Annotated in this window: 17 protein-coding genes; 1 reads left to right on the top strand and 16 read right to left on the bottom strand. The window is 62.3% G+C overall.

What is annotated here, in order from left to right; all coding sequences use genetic code 11:
* The first annotated feature begins 62 nt into the window (after nucleotides 1-62).
* Nucleotides 63-1,637 (top strand): apolipoprotein N-acyltransferase, encoded by a 1,575-nt coding sequence (gene lnt / locus OES25_12210; protein MDH3628399.1) that lies wholly within the window; start codon nucleotides 63-65, stop codon nucleotides 1,635-1,637.
* Between the two features lie 16 nt (nucleotides 1,638-1,653).
* On the opposite strand, the gene ftsZ is transcribed toward lnt, so the two are convergent.
* From ftsZ to OES25_12130, 16 genes are all read right to left on the bottom strand, one after another.
* The gene (ftsZ, locus tag OES25_12205; GenBank protein ID MDH3628398.1) at nucleotides 1,654-2,889 is read right to left on the bottom strand and encodes a cell division protein FtsZ; all 1,236 of its coding nucleotides are present in this window, start codon (nucleotides 2,887-2,889) and stop codon (nucleotides 1,654-1,656) included.
* Nucleotides 2,890-2,981: 92 nt separating this feature from the next.
* A complete protein-coding gene (gene ftsA, locus OES25_12200) occupies nucleotides 2,982-4,235 on the bottom strand; it encodes a cell division protein FtsA (protein ID MDH3628397.1) in 1,254 nt (417 codons plus the stop codon).
* Complete coding sequence (locus tag OES25_12195; GenBank protein ID MDH3628396.1) at nucleotides 4,232-5,080, bottom strand: FtsQ-type POTRA domain-containing protein; 849 nt, start codon at nucleotides 5,078-5,080, stop codon at nucleotides 4,232-4,234. The genes ftsA and OES25_12195 overlap by 4 nt, the downstream gene beginning before the upstream one ends.
* On the bottom strand, nucleotides 5,080-6,471 hold the full coding sequence (gene murC / locus OES25_12190; GenBank protein MDH3628395.1) for a UDP-N-acetylmuramate--L-alanine ligase: 1,392 nt from the start codon (nucleotides 6,469-6,471) through the stop codon (nucleotides 5,080-5,082). The genes OES25_12195 and murC overlap by 1 nt, the downstream gene beginning before the upstream one ends.
* Nucleotides 6,461-7,573 (bottom strand): undecaprenyldiphospho-muramoylpentapeptide beta-N-acetylglucosaminyltransferase, encoded by a 1,113-nt coding sequence (gene murG, locus OES25_12185; protein MDH3628394.1) that lies wholly within the window; start codon nucleotides 7,571-7,573, stop codon nucleotides 6,461-6,463. Before murG ends, murC begins: the two co-directional genes overlap by 11 nt.
* Nucleotide 7,574: 1 nt before the next feature.
* Complete coding sequence (gene ftsW / locus OES25_12180) at nucleotides 7,575-8,678, bottom strand: putative lipid II flippase FtsW (protein MDH3628393.1); 1,104 nt, start codon at nucleotides 8,676-8,678, stop codon at nucleotides 7,575-7,577.
* Nucleotides 8,671-10,095: a UDP-N-acetylmuramoyl-L-alanine--D-glutamate ligase gene (gene murD, locus OES25_12175; GenBank protein ID MDH3628392.1), complete on the bottom strand. Its 1,425-nt coding sequence runs from the start codon at nucleotides 10,093-10,095 to the stop codon at nucleotides 8,671-8,673. Before murD ends, ftsW begins: the two co-directional genes overlap by 8 nt.
* Nucleotides 10,092-11,177 (bottom strand): phospho-N-acetylmuramoyl-pentapeptide-transferase, encoded by a 1,086-nt coding sequence (gene mraY, locus OES25_12170; protein MDH3628391.1) that lies wholly within the window; start codon nucleotides 11,175-11,177, stop codon nucleotides 10,092-10,094. Before mraY ends, murD begins: the two co-directional genes overlap by 4 nt.
* Complete coding sequence (gene murF / locus OES25_12165; GenBank protein MDH3628390.1) at nucleotides 11,177-12,577, bottom strand: UDP-N-acetylmuramoyl-tripeptide--D-alanyl-D-alanine ligase; 1,401 nt, start codon at nucleotides 12,575-12,577, stop codon at nucleotides 11,177-11,179. The genes mraY and murF overlap by 1 nt, the downstream gene beginning before the upstream one ends.
* Nucleotides 12,570-14,093, bottom strand: coding sequence for a UDP-N-acetylmuramoyl-L-alanyl-D-glutamate--2,6-diaminopimelate ligase (locus OES25_12160; protein ID MDH3628389.1), 1,524 nt, complete (start codon nucleotides 14,091-14,093; stop codon nucleotides 12,570-12,572). Before OES25_12160 ends, murF begins: the two co-directional genes overlap by 8 nt.
* On the bottom strand, nucleotides 14,090-16,054 hold the full coding sequence (locus tag OES25_12155; protein MDH3628388.1) for a transpeptidase family protein: 1,965 nt from the start codon (nucleotides 16,052-16,054) through the stop codon (nucleotides 14,090-14,092). The genes OES25_12160 and OES25_12155 overlap by 4 nt, the downstream gene beginning before the upstream one ends.
* The gene (locus OES25_12150; GenBank protein MDH3628387.1) at nucleotides 16,051-16,437 is read right to left on the bottom strand and encodes a hypothetical protein; all 387 of its coding nucleotides are present in this window, start codon (nucleotides 16,435-16,437) and stop codon (nucleotides 16,051-16,053) included. Before OES25_12150 ends, OES25_12155 begins: the two co-directional genes overlap by 4 nt.
* The gene (gene rsmH / locus OES25_12145; protein MDH3628386.1) at nucleotides 16,434-17,408 is read right to left on the bottom strand and encodes a 16S rRNA (cytosine(1402)-N(4))-methyltransferase RsmH; all 975 of its coding nucleotides are present in this window, start codon (nucleotides 17,406-17,408) and stop codon (nucleotides 16,434-16,436) included. Before rsmH ends, OES25_12150 begins: the two co-directional genes overlap by 4 nt.
* 39 nt (nucleotides 17,409-17,447) lie before the next feature.
* Nucleotides 17,448-17,888 (bottom strand): division/cell wall cluster transcriptional repressor MraZ, encoded by a 441-nt coding sequence (locus OES25_12140; protein ID MDH3628385.1) that lies wholly within the window; start codon nucleotides 17,886-17,888, stop codon nucleotides 17,448-17,450.
* Nucleotides 17,889-18,208: 320 nt separating this feature from the next.
* Nucleotides 18,209-18,883 (bottom strand): hypothetical protein, encoded by a 675-nt coding sequence (locus tag OES25_12135; GenBank protein ID MDH3628384.1) that lies wholly within the window; start codon nucleotides 18,881-18,883, stop codon nucleotides 18,209-18,211.
* Nucleotides 18,876-20,066 carry a helix-turn-helix domain-containing protein gene (locus OES25_12130; GenBank protein ID MDH3628383.1) on the bottom strand — a complete coding sequence of 397 codons (1,191 nt, stop codon included), beginning with the start codon at nucleotides 20,064-20,066 and terminating at the stop codon, nucleotides 18,876-18,878. The genes OES25_12135 and OES25_12130 overlap by 8 nt, the downstream gene beginning before the upstream one ends.
* Nucleotides 20,067-20,148: the final 82 nt, after the last annotated feature.

Here is a 20,148-nt window from a genome sequence, read left to right as displayed (position 1 = left end):
CCAGCCGACCGCACGATCCATGCTCGATCGTAATCGACGATTCCGCGGTAGCATGATCCGCCGTGAGTTCGTCAAACACATCTCGGAGTGCGTGGGTCCGTGGTCCTGTCCTGGCAGGTCTCCTTCTTGGAGCGTCGTTCTACGTACCGGTGCCGCTCCTGCCGTTCGTGGCGTTCCTGCCGTTGCTGCGGTGGCTCGACGACGCATCGACTCGCTCCACGTCCAGCCGACTCTGGGGTGGCATCCTGTTCGGGACGGTCGGTTTCGCGATCGCCGCCCACTTCTTCCTGGCGGTCGTTCGGATCTCCTGGCTGGCGATCCCGCTTTACGTGGGGTTCGTCCTGCTCATTGCACTGCGGGTCGGTCTGACGGTGACCTGGATCGGGTGGTTAAGACGACGCACCGGCCTGGGCTACGGCATCCTGCTTCCGGCCACCTGGATCCCCGTCGAATGGTTGCAGACGTTTGGTGACTTGAGGATGAGCGGCGATCATGTCGGGCTAACCGTCGCCCAGTACCCGTTTCTCATTCAGATCGCCGACACGGTCGGACCCTACGGGGTCGGCGCATTCGCCCTGGCGGTCAACGGGTTGATCTACGACGGTTTCCTGGCGGCTCGAGACGGCGATTTCCGTCGGCCACGGATGGCGTTGGGACTCCTCCTGGTCGTGGTGCTGTCCTACGACGCATGGTGTTGGGTTCGTCCACTGCCCGAGGGCGAGTCCCTACGGGTCGCCATCGTCCAGCCCAACATCCCCATCGACGAGAAACACGACGAAGCCACCTCGACCCGACAGTTCGAGACACTGGCTCGATTGAGTCGGCAGGCCAGGCAGGACGGAGCGAGCTGGATCGTCTGGCCCGAGTCCGCGCGGCCCGGCCCGGTCTACCACTGGCTGCAGCACGACAGCACCTATCGCGCCGACGACGTCGCCGCCCTCGCCCGCGAACTGGATGTGACGATCCTGTTCGGTGCGGAATACGTGAGAGTGCGAACCCGCGAGGACTACGACCTGTTCAACGCGGCGATGGCGGTTGATCCCTCCGGCGGCTTGCAGCCCAGCTGGTACGGCAAACGGTATCTGGTGCCGTTTGCCGAACGGACGCCCTTCCGCTCACTCCTGGGGAGATTCGTCGACGGGAAGGAGGGGGAGTGGAAGTGGCTGGCAGGCGGCTTCGAGCCGGGGCCGGATCTGGCACCGGTCGATGTTCACGGCGTGCGGGCCGGTGTCGTCGTCTGTTTCGAACAACTCTTTCCCACGCTGTCGCGACGCATGAAACAGGACGGAGCAGAGTTCGGCGTCGTGATCACCAACGACGCGTGGTGGGGACGCACTCGATTCCAGCAGCATCAGGCGGATGCCTTACGCATGCGAGCGGTCGAGACGCGGAGTGACTTCGTGCGGGCGGCCAATACCGGAATCTCGGGTTTCTACGACGCGCGCGGGCGGATGTACCAGGCCACCGATACCTATGTCGAGGGCGTCGAGGTTCGCGACATCCGCCGCTCGGCACGACCGACGACCTATTCGCGAACGGGGGACTGGATCGTCGCTATTCTCGTGGCAGGTCTGATCGGTGCGTGGCTGCAGGCATTCCGTTCCACCCGGATTCGACCCAAATCCTTCGCTCGGTAGAGCGTCGGGTCCTTGATCAGTCCATCTGTTTTCGGAGGAACGCCGGGACGTCCAGATCATCCTTCATTTTCGAGAAGTTAGGAGTGAACCCGTCGTCGTTGGAGTCAAACTCGAGACTCTGGGACAGATCCGGGTTGTAGACTCGCTCTTCTCTTGAAGGTGCCGCGCTGACGGACGGCTCCGCTGGGGCCTTCGGTGGTGTCGCGGCCATGGGAGCCGCCATCTCCACACTGGGGTAGGCAGACGGCGTCGGTGCCGCCGACGTGTGCTGAGGCAGCCGTTCGGCGGTGGAATCCCCCATGAACCCCGTCGCGATGACGGTCACCTTGACGGTTCCCTGCTGGGCCCGATCGATCACCGTACCGAAGATGATGTTGGCGTCGGGATCCGCGGCCTCCTGAATGATCCGTGCGGATTCCGAGACCTCGTGGAGCGACATATCCTCTCCACCACTGATGTTGATCAAAACACCCTTGGCGCCGTGGATCGATGCCTCTTCCAGCAGCGGTGACGAGACCGCTCGTTGGGCCGCCTCGACCGCACGATGTTCGCCATCGGCGATGCCCGTGCCCATCAACGCCATGCCCATTCCGGACATCACCGACTTGACGTCGGCGAAGTCGAGGTTGATCTCGCCGGGAACCGTGATCAGGTCGGAGATCCCCTGGACCGCCTGTCGAAGGATGTCGTCGGCGATCATGAACGCCTCGTTCATCGGCGTTCCGGTCTCGACCGTGTGAAGCAACTTGTCGTTGGGAATCGTGATCACCGTATCGACGACCTGACGAAGCTCGTTCAGACCCTCTTCAGCCTGCATCCGGCGCCGCCGGCCCTCAAAATTGAACGGCAGAGTCACCACGGCGACCACCAGAGCGCCCAGTTCCTTGGCCAAATTGGCGATAATCGGTGCGGCACCGGTGCCGGTCCCGCCGCCCAGGCCCGTGGTGACAAACACCATATCGGCCCCGGAGAGCCCCTCGAGCACCTGTTCGGTGTCTTCCAGCGCGGAACTGCGGCCCACTTCTGGGTTTCCGCCGGCTCCGAGCCCCTTGGTGAGCTTGGCTCCCAGCTGCAGCTTGCGCGTCGCCAGGTTGGAGTGGAGCGCCTGGCAATCGGTGTTGGCGACAAGGAACTCCACGCCCTCGACACGGGAGGTGATCATACGGTTGACCGCATTTCCTCCACCACCGCCGACCCCGACGACCTTGATCATCGCGCGATTGATCTGCGCATCGTCGATGGAAATCTCCATCTCCTGCCCGTTGTCTTTCTTGTCATCCAATGTGATCATCTAGATCTCCCGGTCACGCACGGATTCCCCGCGCCATTATCACCCGAAACCGCTCAGAACATTTCAGAAATCCACGCCCTGAATCGACCTCCGACATTTCGCACGACACCCTGCGGCATGCTCATGGGCAGTCGACGTCGTGTCGACACCGTGGTGTGCTTCGCACTCCAGCAACCCATCCCGATCGAGGTCGCGTATTGCGGCCCGGCATTCGGCTCGATGAACCCCTCGACACCGAGGGGCTGTCCTAGACGGACCGGCATGTCGAAGGCCTGTTCGGCGATCTCGGTCATGCCGGGTAGGAGACTGCCGCCGCCGGTCAAAACGACTCCGGCGTTGAGCGTTCGGTCGAACCCTGCCCGCTGGATCTCGTCCCGGAACAGGGCGAAGAGCTCTTCCGCCCGGGGCTGCAGGATATCGGCCAGCACCTGATACGACAGGAGTCGGGGTTTCCGCCCTCCGACGGTGGGAACCTCGATGGCCTCCTGCTGATCGACGAGACCGCTCAGCGCGTAGCCATATTTCTTTTTCAGTCGCTCCGCGTCGGGGATCGGCGTCCTCAGGCCGACCGCCAGATCGTTGGTGAAGTGATCCCCACCGACCGGGAGAACGGCCGTATGCCAGATCGAGCCTCGTTCGAAGATAGCGAGGTCAGTGGTGCCACCTCCGATATCGATGACCGCAACCCCCAGCTCGCGTTCGTCATCGCTGAGAGTCGCCTCGGCGATGGCCAACTGTTGAAGGACCGTGTCCTGCACCTCGATGCCGGCCCGGTTGGTGCAGCTCACCAGGTTCTGGATCGAGGTCGACGCCGCCGTGATCACGTGGACGTTGGCCTCGAGTCGGGATCCCACGAGTCCCACCGGGCTGTGGATTCCGCCCTGATCGTCGAGGACGAACTCCTGTGGCAGGACGTGAAGGATCTCGCGATCCTGCGGGATGCTCACGGCGCGTGCCGCCTCCATCACGCGGTTGATGTCGTCCTGCCCGACGACACGCTCGCGTCCGCCCACCGCGATGACGCCGCGGCTGTTGAACGAACGGATGTGGCCCCCCGCAATTCCGATGGTGGCCTCGTTGATGGTGATGCCGGCCATCAGTTCGGCCTCCTCCACGGCGGCCTTGATCGCGTCGACCGTGGCGTCCATGTTGACGACCACACCCTTGCGCAATCCGCGGGAGACGGCCTCACCAAGGCCGACAATTTGCATCCCACCCTCGGGGAGCATCTCGCCGACGATGCAGCAGACCTGGCTCGTTCCGATGTCGAGTCCTACGACGTTTCGGCCATTCTTTCCCATACTCATGTGCCCTCTTGAAATCGGTTCTTTGAATTTGGCATGACGGCAATTCGGTCGCGCCAGCGCAGGTCCACGTAACGTGCCGGGCCAACGCGATGGGCGATCTCGCTTCGGAGACCGAGATAAGTGTTTACGTTGCGCTCGACTTGTTCGGGATCGAGCAGCAGGGGAGGACCTCCGTCGGATGTGCGTGCGACCACACGATCCCTCGAGGAGAGGTCAAGCTCCGACACCTGCGCAGCGAAAACCGGCGATGTACGGTTGAGTCGTTCGACCAGACTCACACCCATTCGTATTCTCTCGAGCAGCTGTTCGCGTGGCAGGCCGTCGACTCCGGTGATGACGGGTAGATTTGTGTCTGACGCGGTATCCGCCGGCCCGATCGCAAAACCGGTCTCGTCGATCATGTGCGGAACCCCATGGAGCAACACCCACGCGACCGGTTCTCGCTCGGTTATCGAGATCCGCATCGCCCTCGGCAACATGCGCTTGACCGAAGCCTCACGAACCCATGGATCCCGCTGCAACGTGTGCTCTATGTCGTCGAGCGATAGGTAGAACAGATTGCGACCATTGAACGGTGCCAATCGCGTGTGTAGCGCTTCGGCGGAACCGTGCTCGACGCCGCGAAGCTCGATGCGCTCCAGAGCAAATTCGTCACTTCGCAAGAAGTGATCGACCCCACGGAACGCCGCGTAGATCACGATGCTGGCGATGATGGCGTTGACCGTAGCGACCATCATGAATCGGAACAGGTTGCGCGTCAGGCGCTGCTTTCGCACACGACGATTGGCTCGTCGTCGCAGATAGCGATGATCCGGCTCGGCGAGGATGGGGCGGCGGATCGCCATCACGTCGCTCGCTTGCTACGGACGATCCGCGGTTGGCGCACCAGGGTGTCACCGATCTTCCAGACATCGCCCGCACCCAGCGTGACAATGACATCGCCATCCTGGAGTCGCTTGCGAAGATCGCGGACAACCGTTTCGTGATCGGGAATGTGCTGGACAGACTCATGACCTTGGCGTCGGATCTCGTCCGCGACCCGCTTGCCGTCGATGCCATCGATCGGGGCTTCACCGGCAGCGTAGATATCCGTGACGATCACGTGATCCGCCAGGAAGAACGCCCGGCCGAACTCTTCGAGTAGGGCCGCGGTGCGGCTGAATCGATGGGGCTGAAAGACGGCAATGGTTCGTGCCCCGAAGCCGTCGCGGATGGCGGCGAGCGTGACTTCGATCTCGGTCGGATGGTGACCGTAGTCATCCACAACGCGCGCCCCATCGATCTCGCCTCGAAACTGCATCCGTCGATCGACGCCACGGAAGCCGCGGAGCGCATTGGCGATTGCCTTGAACTCAAGATCGAACTCCAGCCCGACGGCGATGGAGGCGAGGCTGTTGAGGACCGCATGACGACCCGGTGTCTTGAGCGTGATCCGTCCGAGCGTCTCGCCGTCTGCGATCACGGTGAACCGAGTCTTGAACCCCTCGATCTCTACATCGGTGGCGACGACGTCCGCGTCGCTGGTCAGGCCATACGTGATGACCTTGCGATCGACTCGGGGGAGAATCGCCCGCACGTTCGGGTCGTCCAGGCAGACGACCGCCGCACCATAGAACGGGACACGCGAGAGAAAAGTGACGAACGAGTCCTGGATCTCGGCGAGCCCGGAATAGTGATCGAGATGCTCGCGATCGATATTGGTGACGACCGCGATGGTCGGCTTCATCTTGAGGAACGAACCGTCCGACTCGTCGGCCTCCGCGACCATCACGTCCCCTTGACCCAGCTTCGCGCCGGATCGAAGTTTTCCGACGCGACCGCCGATCACGACCGTCGGGTCCAGGTCTCCGGCATCGAGCACCTCGGCGACCATGGCGGTCGTTGAGGTCTTGCCGTGAGACCCTGCGACGGCGACGCCGTACTTGAGACGCATCAGTTCGGCGAGCATCTCTGCGCGGGGGATCACCGGGATGGCGAGGCGACGAGCCTCGACAACTTCGGGGTTGTCTTCCTTCACCGCGGAGGAGATCACCACCACATCGGCATCCTGAACATAGCGCGATTGATGCCCACGATGGACATCGGCTCCTAGCTTCTTGAGTCTTCGCGTGGACGGGTTCGTCGCGAGATCGGAGCCGGAGACCGGGTACCCCAGATTGGCCACAACCTCGGCGATGCCGCTCATACCAGAGCCGCCTATGCCGACGAAGTGGATGCGCTGAGCCTTACGAAACACGGTTGCCGACCTCCTCGCCATGAATCAGAGACTCGGCCAGATCGGTGATGCGGGTCGTCGCGTCCGGGTGGGCCAGACGCCGAGCTGCGTCTCCCATCCGTCCGAGAGCCTCGGGGTCCGCCAGCAGCTCCTTGAGTTGATCCTCAAGTTCTTCCGTCTCGAGTCGATCGTCGGCGATCATTCGCGCTGCACCGGCATCGACGACCGTCTGCGCGTTGTGTCTCTGATGATCGTCGGCTGCATGTGGGTAGGGAATCAGGATTGCCGCTCGACCGGCCGCTGCCAGTTCCGCGAGAGTCATGGCACCGGCTCGGCAGACGATCAGGTCCGCCGCGGCCAATCTCTCCGGCATATCGTCAAGGAACGGATGGACCTCGAACCGGTCCGACGGGTACGTCTCGTAGAAGCCTCGAACGGTCGCCAGATCGTTCTGTCCAGTCTGATGAACGACCCGGGGCGGGTTCTCCGTATTCGCGAGTCCACGAACCACCGGACCCATCGCCATGTTGATCGAGTGTGCGCCACGGCTGCCCCCGAAGATCAGGAGGCGAAGCGGGTCTCCGCCGGGATTGTCCTGCGCGCGGAAGAACTCGGCGCGGACGGGGTTGCCGGTGACGACCCCGATCCCTCCAAGCCGTTCTCGTGCCGCATTCGATGGGACGCAGACGACGGCGGCGCGTCGGGCCAGCAGACGGTTCGTGGCGCCCGGGAAGTGGTTCTGTTCCATCAGCATGATCGGAATTCCGAGCAACGACGCGGCGAGAACGGCGGGGCCGGAGGCATAACCCCCGACCCCGATAACGAGAGCAGGTCGGCGTCGAACCATCCAGCCCAGGCAGCGCACCACAGCCACCAGGGCGAGAAAGCCCGCACCGACCCGCGCAACAACACCGCGACCCTTGATACCCGCCATCGATAGGGTTCGAAGCGGGTACCCGGCGAGCGGAACGAGGCGCACCTCAAGCCCGCGTTTGCCGCCGATGAAAACGATGTCACGGGAGGTCGTGCGACGTCGAAGTTCGTCGGCAATCGCGAGCGCAGGGAAGAGATGCCCCCCCGTACCCCCACCGGCAATGACGATTCGTGTTGCATGCTTATCCACATCAATTTGACTGCTGCGAGACGTTCAGCAGCAATCCCGCGGAGGTCATCGTCGCCAGGAGCGACGAGCCGCCGTAGCTAATAAACGGAAGCGTCAGACCCTTGGTCGGCAACAGACCGAGGCAGACACACATATTGACCAGGCTCTGCAGCACCAGAAGGAGCGTGATGCCAAGCGCCAGATAGAAGCCGAACCGGTCCGGTGCGCGCGCAGCGGTACGCAGACCTCGCCAGAAGATGAGTAGGTAGGCCCCCAGCAGCGTGATGGCGCCGATCATGCCAAGCTCTTCACCGACCACAGAGAAGATGAAGTCCGTGTGAGTGTCCGAGACGAAGAACGCCTTCTGCTGGCCACTCCCGAAACCAACTCCGCCAACACCGCCGCTACCGACCGCGATGAGCGATTGACCGAGTTGTGTGGTCGCGCCCGCCGCCTTCAGCGACGGGTCGATCAGCGTGTCGAAATAGTCGTGGATACGATCCTGTCGATAGGGCTTGATGGCGATCATGGCGACGAACAGGACTGCGCCGAGCGCCATGACGATTGCCACGTTTTTCCACTTCAGTCCGGCAACAAAAGTCATCGTTGCGGCGATACCACCGATGAGGACCACGGATCCCAGGTCCGGCTCGATGACGATCAGGTAGCAAAGAAGCCCGAGAACGATCCCACAGGGCAACAGGAACTTGCGGGCCTCGTTCAGAACGGCTTCTCGCCGCGAGAGCATGTAGCTCATGAAGATGACGGAGAAGATTTTCACGAATTCGGATGGCTGGAGCCGTAATGGCCCAATCGGGATCCAGCGGCTCGCGCCGTTGATCGCCGGCATCGCCAGGACGGTGAGGAGGGAGATCACGCAGACGGCGAATAACCCGAGGAGGAGCGGTTTGGAGGACAGGCGTTGGTAACGGAAACTCATGGCACCAACGAGCATCAACATTCCGAGTACAAGAAACGCACCCTGGCGGAGTAGGTAGGCGGTCGGATCTCCACGATCGCTCATCGCCATGTAACCCGAGGCGCTACCGACGATGAAGACGCCGAAGATGGCCAGCAACGCTACGGTGAAGAACAACCAGTGATCGAACACGACGCGTCTAGGCATGCTGGCCTCCGATCGAGGTCAGCGCCTGGACCAGCATCCGATACTGTTCGCCGCGGTCTTCGAAATTCAGGAACTGGTCAAAGGACGCACAGCCAGGAGCCAGCAACACCACGTCGCCCGCAGCGGCCAGCGCCGCGGCCTGGCGTACGGCAACGTCCATCGAACCGCAGCGGATCAACGGCGCAGCCGTGCCGATACGTTTTGCGAGCATCTCGGCGGCGTCGCCGATCAGTAGGACGCGACATTCCCTTCGGGCCAGCAACTCGACGACGGGATTCCAGTCGCCGTCCTTGTCCTTGCCACCGAGGATCCAGTGGATCCGACGATCGGGGAACGCCTCGATCGCCCGAATCGCGGCGTCGGGATTGGTCGCCTTGGAGTCGTTATAGAAATCCACACCGCCCATGGTTCGGACCGGTTCCAGGCGATGGGGCAGCGGTCGATAGGCCAGCAAGCCCGCACGAATTGTGGCGGGTTGCACGCCGACGTGATGACAGGCGATGACCGCCGCCAGCGCGTTGGCAACGTTGTGGGATCCGACAACCGTAAGTTCGTCTATCCCGCAGATCGTGACGTGGCCCCCGTCCTCCCGCAGCACCAGCTTACGGTCGAGGACGATTGCGTCCGCATCGTCTCGATCCGCAACCGAGAAACTGGACATCCTCCCGCGGACCGCCGGGGAGAAGCGTGGCCATTCTTCATCATCGGCATTGAAGACGGCGACGCCCTCTGGAGACTGCATCGCGAACAGGCGTGACTTCGCGGCACCATAGGCGGCGAGGTCGTCGTAGCGATCGAGATGGTCGGGTGTGAAATTCGTCAGTACGGCGACGTCGGCTTCCAACGTGTGGGTGGTCTCGAGCTGGAACGACGAGAGTTCCAGGGAATGAACGACGTCGGGTCCGTCTTGCTGGAGCATGGTGCTGAATGGAGTCGCCAGGTTTCCGCCGACACCACCGACGATTCCGGCGGCGGAGAGAATGCTGCCGATCATCGTCGTCACGGTGCTCTTGCCGTTCGAGCCGGTCACGGCGATGACACGCCCCCGGCAAACACGGGATGCCAATTCGATCTCGCTCCAGACCGGTATGTCTCCGGCCAGGGCGGTCTGAAGCAGGGGAATGGCCATCGGCACACCGGGAGAGACCACGATGAGGTCGCAGTCGTCCAGCAACGAAAGCGGGTGGCCGCCGAGGACACGCCGAACATCGATGCCGGCCAGGTCTGAAGCCAGGTCCGGGGCGTCCCCCTCGTCGCGCTGATCATTAAGAGTGACACGGGCGCCGAGGCGCGCAGCCAGTCGTGTGGCCGCCAGACCGCTACTTCCCAGGCCCACGATGAGCACACGGGTACCCGCAAGTTCGAGGACTCCAGAACTCGACTCAATGCGGGTCACGGTCGTAATTCCCCCGGTCATCGGAGTTTCAGAGTTGCAAGCGCCAGGAGCGAGAAGATCAGGGCGATGATCCAGAAACGGATCACGATCTTGCTCTCGCTCCAGCCTGACAGTTCAAAGTGGTGGTGGATCGGAGACATCCGGAAGATCCGACGACCCCTCAACCGAAACGATCCAACCTGCAGGATCACGGACATTGCCTCGATGACGAACAGGCCACCGACGAGAATCAAGATCAGTTCCTGCTTGATCAGGACGGCCGTCGTCGCCAACGCGCCGCCCAGTGCCATCGAGCCGACATCTCCCATGAAGACCTCGGCGGGGTGGCAGTTGAACCACAGGAAACCCAGGCTGGCGCCGACGACGGATCCACAGAAGATCGTCAGTTCGGCGGTGCCCTTGACGTTCGTGATTCCGAGGTACTCGGCGACGACTGCGTTACCGGCGGCGTAGACCAGCACCGTAAAGGTCGCCCAGGCGATCAACGACGAACCGATGGCGAGGCCATCCAGTCCGTCGGTGAGGTTGACGGCGTTCGACGCACTCACAAGCACGATCACGACGAACACCGGATAGAACCAGGCGAGATTCGGCGACAGCCCCTTGACGAACGGGAGCGATAGCTCGGTCGTGAAGAGACCGATGTCCGTCAGCCAGTAGAGCGCGAACCCGATCCCCAACGACACGGCGACCTGGGCCAGAAGTTTCTGACGGGCGGTAAAACCCAGATTAGTCTTCTTGACGACTTTCAGGTAGTCGTCAACGAAGCCGATGGCGCCGAACAGCACGGTCGCGACGACGACGATCCATACGAAAACGTTGCCAAGGTCGGCCCATAGCAGGGTCGGCAAGACGATCGCCGTGATGATCAGAAGACCGCCCATGGTCGGAGTGCCCTGTTTCGCCTGGTGGGAGGACGGCCCCTCCTCGCGAATCTCCTGTCCGATCTGGAACTGACGCAGCTTTCGAATCAAGGTCGGTCCGAGGATCAGCGAGACCAGCAGCGCGGTGAGTGTCGCCATCGCGGTACGGAACGTGATGTAACGAAAGACGTTAAACGCGCCGAACCAGGTGTGAAGCGGGTAAAGCAGGTGATAGAACATCAGGCGCCGCTCCCTTCAAACTGTTCCTGGATGGTTCGAACGATCGTCTCCATTCGAAGTCCACGCGAACCCTTGACGACGACGAGGTCTCCGCTGCCGAGCATTTCGGGGATGGCGGCGGCGGCCTTTCGAGAATCGTTGAAGTGGTGGATCTGCTCCACGCCGAAGCGACGGGCTGTCTCGGCCGAATGACGCGAGAGCGGACCCACGGCGACCAGAACATCGATGTCCGCGGCGGCGATCCGCTTGCCGGCCTCGCGATGCATCGCGTCTTCCATGGGTCCCAGTTCGAGCATGTCTCCCATGACCAGGATCTTCTTCCCGGGAACCTCGTTGACTCGAATGAGATCGAGCATTGACGCGAGCGCCGACGGTGAGCTGTTATAGGAGTCATCGACGAGCAGCATCTCGGCGCGGAGTCGATGGAGTTGCCCGCGTCCCGGTCCAGCCTCGACCCTTTCCATCCTCTCGCATGCGTCGTCAAGGTCCTCGCCGACCGCAAGAGCAGCCGCAAGTGCAGCGACTGCGTCAAACGCTCCGTGAGCACCGACCAGGCGCAGCTGAACATTCCGTGACCAGTCGCCACGATGAACGGAGAAAGCCACGCCCGGGGTCAGTTGGTTCTGCACATCGCCGATTCGCACATCGGCATCGGGATGTGCGCCGAACGTGATTCTGGGTCCAAGGTGTCTCGTGGCTTGCACTCGGCAGTGCACGTCGTCGAGATTGACAATCGCAATCGAGCTGTCGTCCAGGCATGAATAAAGCTCCCCCTTTGCAGCGGCAATGTCATCGAGCGACTGAAACGAATTGAGATGGGCGGCACGAACGTTGGTGACCATCCCGACGTCGGGACGGGTCATCTGCATGAGGTGGGCGATCTCTCCCGGCCCGCTCATCGCCAGCTCCAGGACCGCGGTGTCGGTGTCGGCCGGCATTGAGAGGAGGGTCAACGGCACGCCCAGGTGGTTGTTGAAGTTCCCGGGTGTCCGATGAACGTTCTGCTCGTTACTCAGCGCCGCGGCCAGCAACTCCTTGGTCGTGGTCTTTCCGTTACTGCCGGTCAGTGCCAGCCAACGAACATCCTCGTAGTGCCCGCGAATCCACTCGCCGCAGTTCGTCAGAGCCTCGAGGGTGTCGTGAACCAGGACGATCCCCTCGGGGGCGCTCTCGTCGTCGGCAGGTGCGCGTTCGACGACCGCGGCAGCCGCACCGAATTTGGCGGCCTCGTTCAGGAATAGATGCCCGTCTTTCCTGCCCGTACTCAGCGCAAAAAAACAGCCACCAGAGTCGAGGCGGCGGGTATCGATGACGTAGCTGCCGACGATCGTCTCGGGGTTGCCACGCACGAGATGACCACCGGTCGCCTCGACGAGATCGGCGAGCCTGAGTTCAGGCATTGACACCTCCGTCCCAGCCGAGGACTGCCAGTGCGTCCGTCGCGACCGCGTGATCGTCGAACTCCAGTCTCTCCCCACTGACGATCTGAACGGTTTCGTGACCCTTCCCCGCGATCACCACCACATCGCCGGACTGCGCGCGGGCGAGTGCCGTCTGGATCGCGGCTCGCCGGTCCGTCTGTCGATCGAGAGTGATCTCTCGTGGATTGTTCGTGCGCTCACGTTGCGCGCCGGAATAGACGGCGTCGATGATCGCCTCGGGGTCCTCATCTCTTGGATTGTCCGAAGTTATCGTGACGTCGTCTGCAATTGCTGCTGCGATCCGACCCATTCCGGCACGTTTGCCGGCGTCACGATTGCCACCACAGCCGAAAACGACGCTCAGACGCCCCGGCGTCAGGTCGCGTAGATCGCGCAACAGATTCTCCAGAGCATCTTCGGTATGCGCGTAGTCAACGAGAACTCCAAATGGCTGGCCGACATCGACCGGCTGGGTCCGTCCGGGAACCGGTTGCATTTTGAGAACACCGGTCGCGATCGCTTCCGCCGGGATCCCACTGGCCAGCGCGCAGGCGGCGGCGGCGGCGATATTGTCGAGATTGAAGCGACCGAGGAGGAACGAACGAATGGGGAGTTTCCCCGACGGCGTCAACAACACGGCCGAGGACCCGTCAAGCCCACAGTGCTCGTTAACAAGTCGGACATCTGCGTGCTCGGACCGGCCGAACGTCACGACTCGCGCAGCGGTCATCTGTCGCAGACGCTCGGTGTGGTCGTCGTCGTAAGGAAGGACCGCGCACGCGTCGTCGCGAAGTCCGGCAAACAACTGCGCCTTGGCCTCAAAGTACGATTCCTCGGTTTCGTGATAATCCAGATGGTCACGGGTCAGGTTGAGGAACAATGCCGTCGCAAAACGAGCACCCGCCACACGCGAAAGCGACAACGCGTGGGACGACACTTCCATCGCCACAAGTTCGACGGCTTCATCACGCATCTCCGCCAGCAGCCGATAGAAGTCCGGCGCCTCCGGCGTGGTGTGGCTGGAGGGTCGTTCCTGTCCGGCGAACGCATGTCCGACGGTGCCGATGCGCCCCGCACGCATGCCGGCGGCCAGTGCCATCGCCTCGACCATATGGGCGACCGTGGTCTTGCCGTTGGTGCCGGTGATTCCCACCAGCGTCAGCGCCTCGTCCGGGCAATCGAACAGCTGCCGAGATAGGGGTCCCGCCGCACATCGCGGTTGGGCGACACGTACCCACGCCACGTCGCTGCCTACCCAGTCCGGACGCTCCGACGCCGCGACGACGGCCGATGCGCCTCTCTCCAGGGCGTCGGGGATGAATGCTTCGCCGTTCTGCTCGAACCCCTGAATCGCGAAGAAGAGAAACCCGGGATGAACGTTTCGCGAGTCCAGCGTTGCACCGACGATATCCGGGTCGGCACCCGTCGCTCCAATGGGTTGGACCCCGGCCGCGTCGAGCAGCTGTGAGAGACGGGTGGCGACGCGCGTACTCATCGCTGCACCCCTGCGGTCTGTCGCGAGAGTCTCAACCAACAGTCCATGTTGGGTCGCAATGCGGTTCCCGGTGCCGGGTTCTGCGCGACCACGATGCCGCTGCCCTCGACACGCGTGCGGACTCCCACCGCCGATAGATGCCCGATCGCGTCACGGAGCGAATAGCCCCGGACGTCCGGTACAACATCGGCGCGGGGGAGCGGGGTGGCGGCCTGCCGATCCGCCACAAGTCGCGAGCTCTCCGGCTGCGCGTCGTCCAGGGCCGAGATTCGAACGGCCTGACTTCCTGGAACCCGCAGGTGATTCAGGGCGAGACGCATGATGCGACCAAAGACGGGAGCCGCGACGCGCCCGCCCTGGTGATCGTCTCCGCTGGGCGTGTTCAACACGACCAGGCCGACCAGTTGGGGGTCTTCGACCGGCCCAAAACCGCCGAAGGAAGCCACGTAGTCGGTCTCGGAGTACCCGCCTTTCCCCGTTTTCTGCGCCGTGCCGGACTTCCCGGCAAGCCGGTACTCGTCAATCCGTGCGCGCTTGCCCGTGCCGTTCGCGACCACACCCTCAAGCATCCGCTGCAGCTTGCCCGCCGTCTCGGCGGAAATGACTCGTTCGGGGCGGGGGCGCTCGGTACGATCCCAATCGCCGTCGCCGTTCCGCGTGGCCAGCACGACCCGTGGAGGCACGTAGGATCCGTCGGAGGCAAGCACTCCGAATCCTGCAGCCATCTGCAGGGCCGTAACGGCGACTTCCTGGCCGAACGACAGGGAACTGTGCGTGTAGCCCGACCAACTCTCGACGGGAGCCAGACTTCCGAACATCTCGCCGGGGAGTTCGATGCCGGTCCGCTGACTGAATCCGAATGAACGAATCGCCGAGTGCAGTTGTCGGTCGGTCAGCTTCTGAGCGATCTTCGAAATGCCGATGTTGCTGGAGTTCTCCAGCACCCCCTGCGGGGTCAAGTACGCGCGCTTGGTGATGTCGTGAATCCGGCGACCGTTCTCGATGTAGAGCCCGTTCTCGCAGAACACCAGTTCTCGCTCGTCGAGCAGGCCCCTATCGAATGCCGCGGCCATCGTCACGAACTTGAAGGTTGACCCCGGTTCGTAATTGTCCGTCACGGCTCGATTGCGACGCTGCTCGAACGATGACTTCGAGTAGTTCGCTAGATTCGCCGTCGGGCGATTCGCCATCGCAAGGACATCGCCACGTTTCGGATCGAGAAGAATGATGCTCGCCGAGCGCGCGCCGGTCGTGCGGATAGCACGGTCGATCTCCATCTCCACCAGGTGCTGGAGATCCAGGTCGATCGTGAGGATGACGTCGTGCGACAAATGGTCCGGCTCCTCGACGGACTGCCGAAGCAGTTGTCTATTTCCCAGCCGTAGTGCCCTGATGATTGTCGGGTCGCCCTGTAACACTTCATCGAGACTCTTCTCGATGCCCTCTACGCCTTCTTGATCAGTGCCGGAATACCCGATGACGTGCACCGCGAGACGCTCGTGGGGGTAGACACGCTTCGACTCTCGATGGAACCACACGGGCGAATCCGCGTTGACGGCCACACCGGAGTCGATGACCAACTGGCGGGTCTCGTCGTCTATGAAATGCTTGAGGTAGACAAAGTCTTCATGCGATTTCAGGTTCTTCAGCAACTTTACGTAAGGCTCGTCGAGGACCCCGGCGAGAGTCCTGGCCGTCGTCTCCGGGTCGTCGACTTTCCAGGGATGAGCGTAGACGACGTGGAGTCGCTTGCTCATCGCGAGCACGCGTCCGTGCCGATCGAGAATCGATCCGCGAGTCGCCTCTACCGGGAAATCAATTTCATGCTGGTTCTCGGCTCGTGCCTTGAAACGCTCGTGTCGCGAAACCTGCAGTTGATACAGGCGGGCGACGATGCCAACGGAAACGATACCGACGAGGATGACCAGGACCGTCAGGCGGCGTATTTGTAGTCGGTTCATCTAGGGGTCTTCCCCGCGACGAGGTTTTCCGTAGGGTCAGGTGCTTTAGTGACCGCGATCACATCGCGAGAGGACGGTCGAATCAGGCTGCGTTGTTTTGACGCCCAGGCCTCCATCTTTTCCGGTGACGACAACCCGGCCCAATCGATCGCGAGACTCCGCTCGGTTCTGCGGGCTTCCTCGAGCTGTTGTTGGAGGACATTCAGGCGCACCCGTGTCTCGACGCTGTGGTTGCGTTGCAGCACGAAGACGATGGACGGGACGAGGGCCAGGATGAGCGCCACCCAGAGACCCCAGGCGCGCAGCGTCCTCGCCGAGTCGTGCTCTCGAACCACTCCGACGTTGCGCCAGCGACGTTCGTTTGTCGGTTGTGTGGTCTTCATAGGCGTTCCACCACACGCAACTGTGCGCTTCGCGATCGTGGGTTCTCATCGATCTCACTCGACGATGGCCGCACCGCTCTCTTCGTGACAGGCTTGACCAGACCCGGCGTGCCGCACCCGCAGACCGGTAGACCTCGCGGGCAGAGGCAGCGCTGCGTGTCGTCTCGCATCGCATGCTTGACGGCGCGACTCTCAAGCGAGTGATAGCCGATGACGGCAAGTCGGCCACCGGGTGCCAGACAACGAATCGCGTCGTGCACGGTTGCGGTCAATCCAACGATCTCGTTGTTGACCGCGATGCGCAGCGCCTGGAACGTTCGCGTGGCGGGATGTATCCGGTAGCGGCGCGCACGGGGCCCCAGCACGTCCTCGACCAGTGTCGCCAACTCCAGCGTCCTCGTTAGTGGCTTCTGTTCCCGGCGACGCACGATGGCCCGGGCGATCGCGTTGGCACCTTTTTCCTCGCCAAATCGCCAGAGGATTCGCCGCAAGTCGACCTCCTCGGTATCGCGAAGGAGATCCGCCGCGGTCACGGGGCCATCCGGTGACATGCGCATGTCGAGGGGGGCGTCATGGCGAAAAGAGAACCCTCGCTCGGGTTTGTCGAGCTGCATCGAGGACACACCGAGATCGAGCAGGATTCCGTTGACCGCCTCGATTTCGAGTTCCTGAAGGAGTCCACGGATCCGCTCATGATCCCCTCGGCAGGGGATGAAGGAATCGGCATGGTCGGACAGCCGATCGGTCGCCATCGCCAGAGCCTCGCTATCCCGGTCGATCCCGACAACTCGGCCGGACGGTCCCACCGCCTCGAGCAGTTTCTCGGCGTGACCGCCGAGTCCCAGCGTTCCGTCCACAAAGATCTGTCCAGGCGCCGGAGCGAGGAGCTCCAGGACTTCCTCGAGCAGAACCGGCCGATGTGTCTCGGCGGGTGCCACGAAGCTCTCCTCGCTCGTCGGCGACAGCAGCATGCAGCGCCTCAGGTTCCCTGGTTGTTCTACGGGAATCGGCTAGAAGCCCAGTGCCGCCAACTCCCGAAGTTCATCATCAGTAAGCGGGTTATCACGTAGCCTTGCCTCGATCGTGGCCCGGTTCCACAATTCGAGGTAGTTCTGTTGACCCAGCACCGCGATTTCGCCGTCGATGGCGGCGGACTCTCGGAGCATGGGGTGGATCAGGACTCTGCCCTGACCATCGATGGCGGCCCGTTGGCCGAAGTAATTCAGCGCGTTTCGAAGTCGAGTGACGAGGGGCTGGAGCGTCGACGCCTGGATCAGCCGTTCCTCGAGTTGGGCGTAGGTCTCCATGGGATAGAGTCGAACGGAGTTACCATCGATGCTGGTAACGAAACATTCCTTGCCGTAGGAGGGATCGAGCACCGCACGGAACGACGCCGGGATCTTGAGCCGCCCCTTCTCGTCGACCTTGGCGAGAGCGTTACCACGCAGCATCTGTTTCCAACCGTCGGAGTCAGGCGAGCCCCCCGGAACGGGCGACCGACATGTCGTGCCACCATGTCGGGGGTCTCACCCCGCCCCGAAGCGAAAGCCATCAGGAGCAAGAGGCTATTTGACCACTTCACTCCACTATGGACCACCAGCGGATCAATGATAGGGATAGCCAACAATGAAGTCAATCACTTACGGGAATCCATTCCGTCACAAGAAGACGAAAGTTAGACGATAGTATGCTGAGATTCTGAGACCGACGCCACAAAAAAAGGAGCGACGCCTGAGCGTCGCTCCTTGTCATGATTCGTTAGCTGGGCGAACTATCGAACGGCAGGTCCGAAGCCTCCGACGCTCTCGTCTTTTTCGTCTTCGGAGTCATCATCCGGGTCGCCGTCAGTGCCGTCGTCTTCCTTCTCGACCGGGTCGGGTCCATCCTCGAAGTCATGAAGGACCATCCCGCCACCGTCGGCGTCCGTATCGACTTCTTCGATCTTGACGACGCCATCGACCACATAGGCCAGGATCAGCCGATCGCCGAGCATCTGAAGTGTGGGTCGGGATGCGACCACGCCGATCGGGGAAATCTGGGTGGCACGTTGCCATCGACCGTCTCGATCGCGAACGGTCAGTGAGATGCCCCCGCCTTCAGACGCGTACGCCAGATAGAGGTTGCCTAGACGATCTACGGCGAGCGTCGGGTCGAGCTGATCCCGACCATCGTCGGACCCGATCAGACGCACCGGGTTCCAGGTGCCGTCCGCATCTCTCAGAGAGACGGCGATGTTGTATTCGGGGCCGTTGCGTAGGGCCCAGGCGGCCCAAACCTGATCCTGGGCGACCGCTTCGACCTCCACCAAGCCGTGGTCCGACAGTCCGGCACGAAAATGGCGAGGTGTTTCGAAGCGCCCGGAACGGGCCCACGCGCCGGTGAAAGACGCGAGCAGTACCGAGGCAATAACGAGAGTCTGCAAAAGGCTGTATCCACGATTACGCATGGTTTCGCCCCCTTTCAACATAGTCATCGAATTGATCGACTTCGGGGAATCTCCGTTCGAGGCTTGAACGCAACACTTTGAGTCGACCGAACGCGATCTTTTCCCGAGTGGGATTGTTATCTCGTGCGGCGATTTGCCACTCATAGAACGAATTGAGGAAGAGAATATCGGACTGTTTCTCTCCGTTGTAGATGGCCAGTGCATCCGACTCACGGAAGCAGCTACGGGCTCGCCGCAGGTCTTCCAGTGTGTAGTACGACTGGCCAATCTTGCTCCAGGCGTAGGCTTCCAGACGACGATGGCCTCCTTCGCGGGCTTCGTTAAGCGCCTCGCGAAGCATCCGGATCCCTTCGCGGAGCTTGCCGAGCTTCACGTAGTGGGAGCCGATGTTCATGCGCACGCGAATGGCCTCGAACTGCTCGCCACACGCGGCATAGAGTTGAGCCGATTCACGATAGCGTTCGATCGCTGCCATCGATTGTCCAAGCTCGCCGAGGACTCGCGCGGCAATATGTCGTGCCATGGCAGCGAGCCGGTCGAGACCGGACTCGGTGGCCAGCGTGTGGGCTTTGTCCGCTTCCATCTCCGCCAGGAACCCGTCGCCCTGGTCGGCGTGAATGTTTGCAAGTGCGAGAAGTGCGCGTGTTCGCAGGCGGGGTTCGAGGGTTTCGGCCCGACGCAACGCGTTGCGGAGTTCCTGCTCGGCGAGGGCAAGCTTGCCGAGTCGGGCGAGGGCGGCAGCCTGGTTGACCCGGGCGCGTCCGATCATCGCGAGTCGCTCCGCGTCCGGCGGTTCCTCTTCGAGGATCTCGATCGAACGTTCGAAGAGGGCGAATGCGGCGCCATGATCGCCCGACTTGAGGGCGGCGACGCCTTCCTCGATCAGGTCTTCGGGAGCTCCGAGGGCCGGCTTGATGTTCTCCAGCGTCTCGAGATCCACGACGTCGGAGAACGACTGGATCGAAACGTTGAACACATTGGCCAGGACCCGGAGTTTGTCGAACGAGGGGTAACAGATTCCCTTCTCGTAGCGACTGAGCTGCGAGTTATCGATCTCGCCGCCATCGGCGCGGGCTCGCTCCTCGACTCCGCGGAGCGAGTAGCCGTAACCGGTGCGCAACTTCTTCAAGTAGCTCCCCAGTCGCGCGCTGCCTTTCAGGTTAGCTTGCGCCGTCGATGCCATAGAACCCCTCCCTTGCAAATCAGGATACCGGTCTATCTCCCCAGAATGGACCGAAACCCCTGGTAGCCTCGTCTGTCGATCA

This window comes from Acidobacteriota bacterium, from assembly GCA_029861955.1.
Taxonomy (GTDB): Bacteria; Acidobacteriota; Polarisedimenticolia; order Polarisedimenticolales; family Polarisedimenticolaceae; genus JAOTYK01.
The sequence above is the reverse complement of the archived record's forward strand: the minus strand, read 5'-3'. Positions and strand labels throughout refer to the sequence as shown.